At 59.3% G+C, this 13,091-nt stretch carries 13 protein-coding genes; 10 read left to right on the forward strand and 3 right to left on the reverse strand.

Annotated features, from left to right (window positions below; translation table 11 throughout):
• Window positions 1-2 precede the first annotated feature (2 nt).
• The gene (locus tag ACA054_RS16510; protein WP_497685194.1) at window positions 3-941 is read right to left on the reverse strand and encodes a site-specific integrase; all 939 of its coding nucleotides are present in this window, start codon (window positions 939-941) and stop codon (window positions 3-5) included.
• 185 nt (window positions 942-1,126) lie between these two features.
• Here ACA054_RS16510 and ACA054_RS16515 point away from each other — a divergent pair, with 185 nt between their 5' ends.
• The 10 genes from ACA054_RS16515 (at window position 1,127) to ACA054_RS16560 (ending at window position 11,731) form a co-directional block, all read left to right on the forward strand.
• Complete coding sequence (locus ACA054_RS16515) at window positions 1,127-2,506, forward strand: UDP-glucose dehydrogenase family protein (protein WP_497685195.1); 1,380 nt, start codon at window positions 1,127-1,129, stop codon at window positions 2,504-2,506.
• Window positions 2,507-2,802: 296 nt separating this feature from the next.
• Window positions 2,803-3,981 carry an MFS transporter gene (locus ACA054_RS16520; protein WP_497685196.1) on the forward strand — a complete coding sequence of 393 codons (1,179 nt, stop codon included), beginning with the start codon at window positions 2,803-2,805 and terminating at the stop codon, window positions 3,979-3,981.
• Between the two features lie 157 nt (window positions 3,982-4,138).
• Window positions 4,139-4,852, forward strand: a complete 714-nt coding sequence (locus ACA054_RS16525; RefSeq protein ID WP_497685197.1) for an HPP family protein — start codon at window positions 4,139-4,141, stop codon at window positions 4,850-4,852.
• Between the two features lie 353 nt (window positions 4,853-5,205).
• Window positions 5,206-5,718, forward strand: coding sequence for a hypothetical protein (locus tag ACA054_RS16530; RefSeq protein WP_497685198.1), 513 nt, complete (start codon window positions 5,206-5,208; stop codon window positions 5,716-5,718).
• A gap of 12 nt (window positions 5,719-5,730) precedes the next feature.
• The gene (locus ACA054_RS16535; protein WP_497685199.1) at window positions 5,731-6,828 is read left to right on the forward strand and encodes an acyl-CoA dehydrogenase family protein; all 1,098 of its coding nucleotides are present in this window, start codon (window positions 5,731-5,733) and stop codon (window positions 6,826-6,828) included.
• Between the two features lie 2 nt (window positions 6,829-6,830).
• A complete protein-coding gene (locus ACA054_RS16540; protein ID WP_497685200.1) occupies window positions 6,831-8,063 on the forward strand; it encodes a cytochrome P450 in 1,233 nt (410 codons plus the stop codon).
• Window positions 8,060-8,467, forward strand: coding sequence for a RidA family protein (locus tag ACA054_RS16545; RefSeq protein ID WP_497685201.1), 408 nt, complete (start codon window positions 8,060-8,062; stop codon window positions 8,465-8,467). Before ACA054_RS16540 ends, ACA054_RS16545 begins: the two co-directional genes overlap by 4 nt.
• Window positions 8,457-9,335: an alpha/beta hydrolase gene (locus tag ACA054_RS16550; protein WP_497685202.1), complete on the forward strand. Its 879-nt coding sequence runs from the start codon at window positions 8,457-8,459 to the stop codon at window positions 9,333-9,335. The genes ACA054_RS16545 and ACA054_RS16550 overlap by 11 nt, the downstream gene beginning before the upstream one ends.
• Before the next feature lie 134 nt (window positions 9,336-9,469).
• Window positions 9,470-10,576, forward strand: coding sequence for an enoyl-CoA hydratase/isomerase family protein (locus ACA054_RS16555; RefSeq protein ID WP_497685203.1), 1,107 nt, complete (start codon window positions 9,470-9,472; stop codon window positions 10,574-10,576).
• 3 nt (window positions 10,577-10,579) lie between these two features.
• Window positions 10,580-11,731 (forward strand): acyl-CoA dehydrogenase family protein, encoded by a 1,152-nt coding sequence (locus tag ACA054_RS16560; RefSeq protein ID WP_497685204.1) that lies wholly within the window; start codon window positions 10,580-10,582, stop codon window positions 11,729-11,731.
• 45 nt (window positions 11,732-11,776) lie between these two features.
• Here the strand turns inward: ACA054_RS16560 and ACA054_RS16565 are convergent, their stop codons facing one another.
• Together ACA054_RS16565 and ACA054_RS16570 are read right to left on the reverse strand one after the other, a co-directional pair.
• Window positions 11,777-12,046 (reverse strand): hypothetical protein, encoded by a 270-nt coding sequence (locus tag ACA054_RS16565; protein ID WP_497685205.1) that lies wholly within the window; start codon window positions 12,044-12,046, stop codon window positions 11,777-11,779.
• Window positions 12,047-12,316: 270 nt separating this feature from the next.
• Window positions 12,317-13,090, reverse strand: coding sequence for an enoyl-CoA hydratase (locus tag ACA054_RS16570; protein ID WP_497685206.1), 774 nt, complete (start codon window positions 13,088-13,090; stop codon window positions 12,317-12,319).
• Window position 13,091: the final 1 nt, after the last annotated feature.

Here is a 13,091-nt window from a genome sequence, read left to right on the forward strand (position 1 = left end):
CGTCAAAGGTCGAAGCGATCCACCGCCCGGCGCCGCTCGTTGTCGTCGCGCACATCGTAGTTGGCCGTGGTCTGGATATTGCTGTGATGCGCCAGTTTTTGCGCGATGGACAGGTCGTGTTCTTCGATCACCCGGGTGATGAACGAGCGGCGAAAATCATGGGGCATGATTTTCACCCCCACCTGCGCACCCCGTTGGCGGGCTATGTAGTAGATCGCGTGTTTGGTAATGCGCTCGCGGGTGATGTGACTGCCACGACGGATACGGTTGAACAGGAACGGGTCGTCCTCTTCGCCTTCCTTGAGCATCGAGCGGCGCAGTTCCAGCCAGGCATCGAGTTTGGCGAAAGCCCAGGCCGGGGCGTACTTGATCAACTGTTTGTTGCCCTTGGCAGTGACGCGCAGGCTGCGCTCATTGAAGTCGACCTGGTTCAGGTCGAGGTTCACCGACTCCGATTTGCGCATGCCCGAACCGTACAGAATCGCAATGATGGCGGCGTCCCGCAGGCCTTGTGGCCGCGGATCGGCGGCGCAGACTTCCATCAATTCCTGGATCAATGAGCGCCGCAGGTTGCGCCCCTGGGACAGGCGCGTGCCGGCGATACCCTTGACCGAGCGCATTTTCAACAAGTGTTCCTGGCTGATCAGGCTCATGCGCCATGCTTCGTTCATTACCCCGCGCACGGCATTGACGTACAACGACGAAGTGTTGGGCGCATAACCGTCGGTGCGCAAGGCGGCGACCAGGGCGATGACATCTTCGGGCTGCAGGTTGTGCCAGGCAATCTCCTCGACATTTACCTCTTCGAAGCCCAGGCGGTCGGCGGCGTCCTGCAGGACATAACGCATGGTCAGTTGGCTGGAGGGTGCCAGCCGTGCCAGATACAGGGTCAGCGGATTGGGTTTGGCGACACTTGGATCAGTTGCGGGTAAGTCAGTCAAACGAAACGGCCTTGGATAAAGAGGAAGCAGAAAACGGTATACAGATACGGATGGCCGCTACGCTGCCGGTCGTGGCCGGGAAAGTCAAATGCTCTGCCGACAAACGGCCGGTGTGGCGCCGATAGACGAATTGAAACATGGCGTTGCTAAACCTTGACCGGACTCGATCGGGGCAGGAGCAAACCATGAGAATCAGTGTATTCGGTAGCGGCTATGTTGGCTTGGTGCAAGCGGCGGTATTGGCTGAAGTCGGCCACGACGTGGTCTGCATGGACGTCGACGAGAAAAAAGTCGAGTGGCTGCAACAAGGCCACGTGAGCATTTTCGAACCGGGGCTGGCCAGCCTGGTGCGCGAAGGCCTGGATGCCCGTCGGTTGCAGTTCACCAGCGATGAGAAACTCGCGGTGCAACATGGCCAGGTGTTGTTTATCGCAGTCGGTACGCCGTCGCGCAGCGATGGCTCGGCAGACCTGAGTCAGGTGATGGCGGTGGGTGAGGCGGTGGCACTGCACCGTGAACAACCGGTGATCATGGTGGAGAAGTCCACGGTGCCGGTGGGCACTGGCGATGCCCTGCGCGCGCATATCGACAAGTGTCTGATCAAGGTCGGGCGCTTGTTGCAGTTCGATATCGTCTCCAATCCCGAGTTTCTCAAGGAAGGCTCGGCCGTGGCCGATTGCCGGCGCCCGGACCGTATCGTCATTGGCTGTGAACGCGAAGAAGTGCGCGAGTTGATGCGTGACCTGTACGCGCCGTTCAACCGCAACCATGAACGCATCATGTTCATGGACCTGCGCAGTGCCGAGCTGACCAAATACGCCGCCAACTGCATGCTGGCGACCAAGATCAGCTTCATCAACCAGATCGCCGAGCTGGCCGAACACCTGGGTGCCGACATCGAATCGGTCCGCCTGGGCATCGGCGCAGATTCGCGCATCGGCTATCACTTCATCTACCCCGGCTGCGGTTATGGCGGCTCCTGCTTCCCCAAGGACATGCGCGCGCTGATCCACAGCGCCGAACAGGCCCATTGCTCCAGCGACCTGCTGCAGGCGGTGGAAGCCATCAACCAGCGGCAGAAACACAAGCTGTTCGAGCGCCTCAAGGCATTCTACAAAGGCGAACTGCGGGGCAAGACCTTCGCCGTCTGGGGCCTGGCCTTCAAACCCAACACCGACGACATGCGCGATGCACCGAGCCGCATACTTCTCGAATCTCTATGGGCCGCCGGTGCCAATGTCCGGGCATTCGACCCCGAAGCCATGCAGCAAACCCAGCAGCTTTACCCCGATGAAACCCGGCTGATGCTCATGGGCACGCCGGAATCGGTGCTCAACGGTGCGGACGCGCTGATCATTTGCACCGAATGGCAACAATTCAAGGCGCCGGATTTTGATCTGATCCGTCAGCGCCTCAATGCACCGGTAATCTTCGACGGCCGCAACCTGTATGATGCCGAGCGCCTGGCGCGCAATGGTTTCCTGTACTTCCCGATGGGCCGCGGCGAGTCGCGTAACTTGCCGATTCCCTATCAGCAATGGCCCGCGGCTAAAGTGGTCGCATAACAACACACCACCCGTGTAGGAGCTGCCGCAGGCTGCGATCTTTTGACTTTGCTTTTCAAGATCAAGATCAAAAGATCGAAGCCTGCGGCAGCTCCTACAGGGATAAAGCGGTAGTTGTCCTTCAGATCCACGCTCAGTTCGGCGCGGCTAGTGCACAGTCATTGCCGCCTGCGTGGATGTCGCATATTCGCCTTGAAGTGGACCCACATCTGTCCGAGGATGGCAAGCCCGGGAGTGGTCGCGACTTGGTATCGCGCCGGACACCACAACATCTGAATAAGGATATTCTCCCCACCGTGGCCACGTACTCGCTTGTTATTCGCCGGCTGATGATCGTTTCGCTGACCATCGTCGTCAGCCGCGCCATCACCAGCCCGCTGCTCACCCTGTTCCTGAGCAACAAACTGGGCCTTAACCAACAGGACGTCGGCTTGCTGCTGGGCATCGCGGTGTTCATCGCCACCCTGCTCGCCCTGTACGGCGGCTACATCATCGACCGCCTGGAAAAACGCCGGTTGCTGATCCTCGCGATGCTCTCCAGCGCCATTGGCTTCGTGTTGCTGACCTTTGCCGAAAACCTCTACCTGACCACCCTGACGCTGGTCATTACCGAGACTGCGTCGGCATTGTTCCTCATTGGCTCCAAGGCGATCCTCAGCGAAAACCTGCTCATGGGCCAGCGCGCCAAGGCATTTTCCCTGCGCTACACCCTGACCAACATCGGCTACGCCACCGGCCCCATGCTCGGCGTGGTGATTGCCGGGGTCTATCCGATCGCCCCGTTCCTGATCGCCGGGGGTATCGCGTTCTTCAGCATCTTCCTGATGCTGGGAATCCCCAAGGACTCGGCGCAGACACCGGTAATCGGCCAACCGCAGAGTTTCCTCAAGACCTTGGTCACCTTGAAAAACGACCGCACGCTGATCATGTTCACCTGCGGCTGCCTGCTCAGCACCGTGGTGCATGGGCGCTTCACCCTGTACCTGTCGCAATACCTGCTGGTCACCGAAGATTCCAAGCGCGCCCTGGAAACCATGGCGGCCCTGCTCGCCTGCAATGCTATCAGCGTGATCCTGCTGCAATACCAGATCGGCCGTTTCCTCAAGCGTGAGCAACTGCGTTACTGGATCGCTGGCGGCACCAGCCTGTTCATTGTCGGGCTCATCGGATTCAGCCTGGCCGACAGCCTGGTGGGCTGGTGCGTGGCAATGTTCATCTTCACTCTCGGCGAAATGATCATCTACCCGGCCGAATTCCTCTTCGTCGACACCCTGGCCCCGGAAGAACTGCGCGGCAGCTACTACGGCGCGCAGAACCTGGCCGCCCTCGGTGGCGCGCTGAGCCCGGTGATCTGCGGCTTCCTGTTGATGCACACCCCGGCGCCGACCATGTTTTATGCCTTGAGCGCGCTGACGGCCATGGGCGGTTTTCTGTGTTTCATGAGTGGCCGGCGCGTGGCGATACATCAGAAATAATGAACTGAAACTTCATTAATATGAATTTGTCAGCATCGGCAATGCGCTGCACACTGTGGCCGTTCCTCCCCCAATCGTTGGAACACCTTCAAGGGCTTTCTGGGTTTCCCCGGCAAGCCTTTTTTTTCCTCGATTTTTTAATGGAACGATGTTCATCATGCTTGCTCGCTGGTTGCCCGCCGCTATCAACACCCGCCCTTCGGAATGGAGTCGTGCCGCCATCGGCATGGCGCTGGGGACGATGTTCAGCGTCTGGCTGTGCGGTCAGGTATTCGGCATGCAAGTGGCGCAGCACCTGGTCGGCCCGCTGGGTGCCTCGGCGGTGTTGTTGTTCGCGGTGTCTTCCGGTGCGCTCGCGCAACCCTGGTCGATACTCGGCGGCTACTTGAGCGCCGCGGTGGTCGCGCTGTTGGTGGCCCACGTGCTGGGCCGAACCCTGGGCAGCGCTTGCCTGGCGGCGGGCATGGCGTTGATCCTGATGTGCTGGCTGCGTTGCCTGCACCCACCGGCCGGGGCACTGGCATTGCTGCTGGTCCTGGCAGACCCTGCGACCATTGCCATGGACTGGAAAGCCCTGGGCCCGGTGATGCTCGCCGCATCGACCATGCTGCTCAGCGCCCTGGCCTACAACAACCTGACGCTCATCCGCTATCCCAAGCGTGCCAGCGAACCGGTCGCCGTCGTTCCCGCCGACCATCCTGCGATTGACAGCCAGGCCATCACCGCCCAGGACCTGAAGCTGGCTCTGGCGCAGATGGAGGCCTTCATTGACGTCACCCCCGAAGACCTTGAACAGCTGATCCATGCCAGTGAGTTGCAGGCCAGGCGGCGCAGTATTGGTGAGGTGTTGTCCCGCACAACGTCCGACTAATGGTCTATTTTGCGCCTTGCCCTGAATGGTTCAGCGGCTAAAGTAAAAAACGTACCGCACAGAGTTGTCTGCCTTTCACTACGAAGTCTGGCTCGCCGTAAAGTCCAGTAGCGATGACACAGGAAGTCTGGCTATGGAGATACTCAACGTTGTTGGGTGGCGATGCTGGCTTTGCGCTTTGACAGAACCGCGCCTCCTTGTGAAACACCGCGATTCCCTCGCGTAACCTGCTGTCCGCATGAAAAATAGCGCCTGCTGCTACAGCAAGTGATTCGCGTGCTTCAAGTTCCGCCAGCTCTCTGACTCTGGTGGTTTCGAAACTGTTTTTTCGAAATCTACGAGAGGAACATCCAATGAGCACCTCACTCCTGGAACGGCTGGGCACCCCGCTGTTCGACCCCGCAAAACGTCACCACCTGCCGCTGCGCAACTACATGGACTTGACTATCGAGCGCATGCGCACGATTGTGCGCGATGGCCTGATCACCAATGACATGTGGCTTGGGCAGACGCGCCAGTCAGACTTTCGCCAGATGTACGAACGCACGGGGCTGATCGGCGCCTATGACTACGCGCTGTTTTCGTCGATCGTCGACCACATGATCGCCGGCAACGCGCTGTTTGCTCAGGCAAGCGAGTTGCAAGTTGCGCACTACCGCCCGGAAGTGATCGAGATGGGCAGGGTTTATGCCTTTGGCTGCACCGAGATCAGCAGCGGCTCGGATGTGCGCAACCTGCAAACCCGGGTCACCTTTGAACGGCAGGGCCAGTGTCTGATCCTGCATACGCCTTCCCCGGATGCTTGCAAGTTCTGGATCGGCAATGCGCTGCACGCAGCTTCGGTGGTCATGGTGCTGGCGCGTTAGATCGTCGACGGCGTGGACGAAGGACTGCACTGGTTTCGGGTGCCGATCCGCGAACAGGAAAATGGCCCGTTGTTACCCGGCGTCAAGGTCATGGCCTGCGATCCCAAAGGTGGAATCCACGCCAACCAGGTGGCCGGCATTCGCTTCGACCAGATGAAACTGACGCAGGATGCGTTGATGCAACGGCACGCACGCTTCGCCAGGGACGGCACGTTCAGTAGTGATGTCCCCAGAAGCGAACGCCTGACCTGTGCCATGGAGACGTTCATTCAAGAGCGTTTGTTGCTCCTGGCCGCAGCGAGCAGCGGCGCCGGTCTGTGCACTTTCCTGGCCTATCGTTTCGCCGGCCATCGCCAGGTACAAGCCGGCAACACGCGCGTACCGCTGTTGGTCAAACCGTTGATTCGCCAACGGCTATACACCGAACAACTCAAGGCGCTGGCCCTGAAGCTGTTGGAGCAGGCAATCCTGTCGAAATTCGAAGAGCAATGGGAACAACTGCACAAGCGCAAAGAACTGCACATCCTCGCCGCCATCGCCAAAAGCGTCGGCACCTGGATAGCGCTGGATGTCATGGGCATGTGCCGGGAAATCTGTGGCTCCCAGGGTTTTCACCATTACAACCAGATCGTCACGTTGTGCATGGACTGCGAGATCAGTGTGACGTTTGCAGGGGACAACAGTGTGATGGCCTACCAGGTGGCCAGGGATGCAATCACCCGGCCGCGTTTTGCCTCACGCCCTACCGCAAACATTGCCCAGCGTATTGAAAAGACCATTGTCGAACGCTGTCGAAATCCGGGCGAAGTCTCCCACCGTCAGGCCGTCGCCCTGACTTACGCCCGCGCCCTTGACCTGATTATCGGGGAAGTCGAAAACAACCACCTCGTGTCGCCCCAAACGCTGCATGACCTGATCGATGTGTTTGCTGCACCGCTAAGTGAAGGCGGACTCGCCGCCAACAGCAACGACCTCAACAGTCATGCCAGCGAAGACCAACTGGCCATGCTGGCTGCCTTGTTGGCACCACCGTGCGAACTGGTCAGCGCGCCCATCGACAAACCGGACTACATCCGCCAGTTCACCGCGGCACTGTATGAGGAGCAATGACCATGGATGTTCACGCGCTGCTCGACTTCACCCATCGCGAAACGATTCGCGACCCCTACCCGGCTTACCGTTACCTGCGTGAGCACCATCCGGTCTATTGGTGTCCACACTTCAAGGCCTGGTTTCTCACCCGCTACAGCGATGTTTTCGCCGCTCAAGGTGAAGCCAGGCGCTATTCCTCGAACCGTATGCAACAGCTGGTCGATGCGCAGGTGCCCCCGGAAAAACGGGCGCAACTGGCAACGTTCGTCAAACTCGCCTCCGACTGGATGTACTCCCAGGACGGTGATCGACACAAGGCCAGCCGCCACCTGTTGGGCAAGGCCTTCACGCCCCGTGCTATCGAGTCCTTGAGGGAAACCATTCAGGTCATCACCGATGAGGAGTTGTCCTGCCTTGAACAACAAACCGATTTGATGGCCAACCTCTTCAACCGCGTACCGGCGCTGATCCTGGCCAAGCTCTACGGCATCGCGCGCGAAGACGCGTTGAAGCTGCGGTGCTGGACCGATGACATCCTGATTTTCCTGGTCGGCAGTCCCGACCCCGACTATGGACCGGCACAAGCACTCAAGGGTGTGGAGGAGATGTACAGGTATTTCGCAGATGTCATCGAACAGCGCCGCAAACAGCCAGAGGACGACCTGGTCAGCCGGGTACTGGAGGCCAGTCAGGACAGCGCATCCAGCAATGAAGACGTACTGGCACAGATCGTCTTTATCCTCGTTGCGGGCTACACCACCAGCGCCGATCAGCTGTGCATCGGTTTGCTGCACTTGCTTGAGCATCCGCAGCAGCACCAGGCCTTGAAGGCCGACCTGGCCCTGGTCAAACCGGCCATCGAAGAGATGCTGCGCTTCGATTCCGCCGGGTCATTCAGTCATCGTGTGCTCAAGGAAGATGTGCAAATCGACGGTGTCACGATGAAAAAAGGCCAGGTGGCCTACTTGATGCGCGCCGCGGCCAATCGTGATCCGGCGGAGTTCGAAAACCCCGACTGCTTCAACATCTATCGCAAACCCAACAATCACCTGGCATTCGGCCGGGGTGAGCATTTCTGCATGGGTACCGCGTTATTCCGCCTGGAGGCCGAATTGCTGTTTACCGCGTTGTTCAAGCGATTTCCAGAATTGCGACTGATTGCGGGCAAACCGGCGATATGGCGTACCAACAACCTGCAGTTTCGTGGACTGAAATCACTGCCCATTGATCTGGGCAAAGGAGTGCTGCAATGAAATTCGAACGCGTTTTTTCCGCGGCAAAATGGGAAACCGAAGCCTGTTACTGCCGTGCGTTGAAGGTAGACAACATCATTGTGATGGGTGGTACGGTCGCCTTCGATGACAAAGGAGAACCCTTCGCCCCGGGTGATGCTTATGCCCAGACGCTGCGCTGCCTGGAGATCATCGAAGCGTCCATCAAACAACTGGGAGAAGACCGCCGCAGTATTATTGCCACTCGCATGTACACCACAAATATGGATTTCTGGCCAGCAATCGCCAGAGCACACAAGGCGTTTTTCGAAGGCCACCCGCCTACTACCATGTGCCTGGAAGTCGGAAAGTTGATCCTTCCTGAATACGTAATCGAGATCGAAATCCAGGCCTATGCGCACAAGGGGACAGAAAATGAAGCCTGAGTGCCAGACGCCTGAACAATTAGCTTCGCACTTGACGGTAGAAAGCGCGCGAACAGCCTTTCGCGACCTGACGGTGGTTCGCGTCCGTGACCTGTCGATCAACAGCCATGCACGACCCCTGCCACTGCGGCTCTACACCCCGCCCGGGAAAGGGACGTTCGCGACCTTGATGTATTTCCATGGCGGCGGATGGGTCACTGGCGATCTGGATACCCATGACGGTTTTTGCCGGCTGATGTGTGAATGGGCCGGTTGTGCCGTGGTGGCCGTGGATTACGCCCGGCCACCGGAGCACGTATTCCCCGCTGCGGTGCAAGATTGCTGTTCTGCCATGGACTGGGTCGTCGAACAGGGGCCGGCCTCAGGGCTCGATCCGTCGCGAATCGCGGTCGCCGGAGGCGGCTCCGGCGGCGGGCTGGCGGCCGTCGTTTGCCAATGGGCCCGGGACCGCGGTGCGCCGAAGATCATGTTTCAAATGTTGCTCTATCCGTTGCTCGATTGCTTGGCCCGACACCCCTCCCACCAGGAATTCGCCGATGGATATGGGCTCACCGCGGCAATGCTCGAGTGGTACATCGAGCACTACGTGCCGTCAGGTGTATCCCGTGCCGACCCAAGGCTTTCCCCGGTGCGCGAGAAAGACCTGCACGGGTTGCCACCGGCGCTGATCATCACTTGCGAACTGGATGTGCTGCGCGACGAAGGCCGCGAATTCGCGCGTCGGCTCACGGATGCCGGCGTGCGGGTTCAACATGAAGAGTACGCCGGCATGCTCCACGGTTTCATTAACTGGCCAGCGGCGCACGATGAGGCGAAACGAGCACTGCTTTTATGCGCTCAGTGCTTGCAAGCGCAGTTTCGCCGTTGAACAGGGGGCCATGCAAAAATGCACAGACGACCTGCACTTATCTAGGTTGTACAAGGTAAATTTGCACTGGTACGATCCGGCATCGCTCGCGCGCGAGCTTGTCTATAAAGAACAATAAAAGCAGGGAGTTAGTGATGACTGCTCAGGTTTCATCGAAGTGGACTTCGTCCATGGATGCCACGCAAAATGAAGTGCTGGCCGAGGTTCGCAACCACATCGGTCACCTGACCCTCAATCGTCCCGCCGGCCTCAACGCCATCACCCTGGAAATGGTGCGCAATCTGCAGCGTCAGCTCGACGCCTGGGCACAGGATGGCCAGGTGCATGCGGTGGTGCTGCGCGGTGCCGGGGAAAAAGCCTTCTGTGCCGGTGGCGACATTCGCTCGCTGTATGACAGTTTCAAGAACGGCGATACGCTGCACGAAGATTTCTTCGTCGAGGAATACGCCCTCGACCTCGCGATTCATCTTTACCGCAAACCGGTGCTGGCCTTGATGGACGGCTTTGTGCTGGGTGGCGGCATGGGCCTGGTGCAAGGCGCCGACTTGCGGGTGGTCACCGAGAAAAGCCGACTGGCGATGCCTGAAGTCGGCATCGGTTATTTCCCCGACGTTGGCGGTAGCTATTTCCTGCCGCGCATCCCCGGTGAACTGGGGATTTACCTGGGCGTGAGCGGTGTGCAGATCCGCGCGGCCGATGCGCTGTACTGCGGTCTGGCCGATTGGTACCTGGACAGCAGCAAACTGGCCACGCTTGATGAAAAACTCGATCAACTGGAGTGGCATGACACACCGCTGAAAGACCTTCAGAGCCTGCTGGCGAAACTCGCCGTGCGACAGTTGCCCGATGCGCCACTGGCCGCCTTGCGCCCGGCTATCGACCATTTCTTCGCCTTACCCGATGTGCCGAGTATTGTGGAGCAACTGCGTGAGGTAACGGTCGCCAACAGCCATGAGTGGGCCACGACCACCGCCGACCTGCTGCAGACCCGCTCGCCACTGGCCATGGGCGTGACCCTGGAAATGCTCCGGCGTGGCCGACAGCTGAGCCTTGAACAGTGCTTCGCCCTTGAGCTGCACCTGGACCGCCAGTGGTTCGAGCGCGGCGACCTGATCGAAGGCGTGCGCGCCTTGCTGATCGACAAAGACAAGAATCCGCGCTGGAACCCGCCCACCCTGCAGGGGCTGGACGCCGAACACGTAGCGAGCTTCTTCAACGGTTTCGATGAGAGCGGGAGCTAAGCCATGCACGATCTCGAATTGACTGAAGAGCAAGTCATGATCCGCGACATGGCCCGGGACTTTGCCCGTGGCGAAATCGCGCCCCACGCCCAGGCCTGGGAAAAGGCCGGCTGGATCGACGACGCCCTGGTAGCGAAGATGGGCGAGTTGGGCCTGCTGGGCATGGTGGTGCCCGAGGAATGGGGCGGTACTTATGTCGACTACGTAGCCTATGCCCTGGCGGTGGAAGAGATCTCCGCCGGCGACGGCGCCACCGGCGCGTTCATGAGCATCCACAACTCGGTGGGCTGCGGGCCGGTGCTCAACTACGGCAGCGAAGAACAGAAACAGACCTGGCTGGCGGACCTGGCCAGCGGCCAGGTCATTGGTTGCTTCTGCCTGACCGAACCACAAGCCGGTTCCGAGGCGCACAACCTGCGCACCCGCGCCGAATTGCGCGATGGCCAGTGGGTAATCAACGGCGCCAAGCAGTTTGTCAGCAACGGCAAACGGGCCAAGTTGGCGATCGTGTTTGCCGTGACCGACCCGGACCTGGGCAAGCGCGGCATTTCGGCGTTCCTCGTACCGACCGACACCCCCGGCTTCATCGTCGACCGCACCGAACACAAAATGGGTATCCGCGCCTCCGATACCTGTGCGGTCACGTTGAACAACTGCAGCATTCCAGAAGCCAACCTGCTGGGTGAGCGTGGCAAGGGCCTGGCCATTGCCCTGTCCAACCTTGAAGGCGGCCGCATTGGCATCGCCGCCCAGGCACTGGGCATTGCCCGCGCGGCGTTCGAAGCGGCACTGGCTTATTCGCGCGATCGCGTGCAGTTCGACAAACCAATCATCGAGCACCAGAGCATCGCCAACCTGCTGGCCGACATGCACATGCAACTGAACGCTGCACGACTGATGATCCTGCACGCGGCACGCCTGCGCACGGCCGGCAAGCCATGTCTGTCAGAGGCCTCGCAGGCCAAGCTGTTTGCTTCGGAGATGGCCGAGAAAGTCTGCTCGTCAGCGATTCAGATTCATGGTGGGTATGGGTATCTGGAAGATTACCCGGTCGAGAAGTATTACCGGGATGCACGGATTACGCAGATCTATGAAGGGTCGAGCGAGATTCAGCGGATGGTGATTGCACGGGAGTTGAAGAACTACCTGGTGTGACACCTCAAAAAGCATCGCGGGTTAGCCCGCGATGTCGTCAGATCCTTATGCCACCGATGTCGTAGCGCGGCAGGTCTGAATTGCCAGACTCACCTGCGGATCGCTGGAAGGCATTTCCTGCACTGCGAAAAAAACCGATGTGGTCCCGTCTTCTTCGATCACAACGGTGCGACGCGTAATCAACAGTGCGGTGTTCGGATGATGCGGCCAGTAAACGATGTCGTCCTTCTGGGGTTCGTTCGCCAGAACATAACCTAGTGGGACTTGTGATACAGGCGTACCGCATTGTGCGTGGACAAAATGACAAATGGACATGTAGACCTCGAATAATGTAATTGACCCTGAAACGACGGCTTCGTCCTGAAGCCTCAGTTTGCGTCCGGGCAGTTCTCACGATAGTCGAGGGGTCTAACATCGAATACGGGCTAAGTAGTGGCCCTTACTCGTTCATTTTGTTCAAGATATGTATAGCGCGTGAACTTCTAAAAACATTGCGAGCAGGCTCGCTCCCACAGGGACCTTGGCATATTTGAGATCCCTTGTGGGAGCGAGCTTGCTCGCGATGGCGTCAGTGAAAACGCCGCATTACTTACCGACGAATTCAGGCTCACGCTTGGCAATAAACGCCGCCATCCCTTCCTTCTGATCCTGCGTAGCAAACGCCGCATGGAACACCCTACGCTCAAAGCGTACGCCTTCCGACAGGCTCACTTCAAAGGCACGGTTGACGCTTTCCTTGACCATCATCGCAATCGGCAGCGACTTTTTAGCGATCAACGCCGCAACTTTCAGCGCTTCATCCAGCAGCTCATCGCTGGGCACGATGCGCGCCACGATGCCGCAACGCTCGGCTTCCACGGCATCGATCAAGCGCCCGCTCAGGCACATTTCCATGGCCTTGGCCTTGCCCACGGCGCGGGTCAGGCGCTGGGTACCGCCCATGCCCGGCAACACGCCGAGGTTGATTTCCGGCTGGCCGAACCTGGCGTTGTCGCCGGCCAGGATGAAATCGCACATCAGCGCCAGCTCACAGCCGCCGCCGAGGGCGAAGCCGTTGACCGCAGCGATGATCGGCTTGCGGCGGTTGGCCACGCGGTCGCTGTCGCTGAACAGGTCGTCGATATAGATCTGCGGATAGGTCAGCTCGGCCATTTCCTTGATATCGGCGCCGGCGGCAAAGGCCTTTTTCGAACCGGTCAAGACGATGCAGCCGATGTTCGAGTCCGCTTCGAAGCCGTCGAGGGCCTGGTTCAGTTCGCTGACGATCTGCGCGTTCAACGCGTTCAGCGCCTGTGGGCGGTTGAGGGTAATCAGGCCGACGCGGCCATGGGTTTCCAGCAAAATCGTTTCGTAGCTCACA

The organism is Pseudomonas sp. LBUM1653, assembly GCF_059716115.1.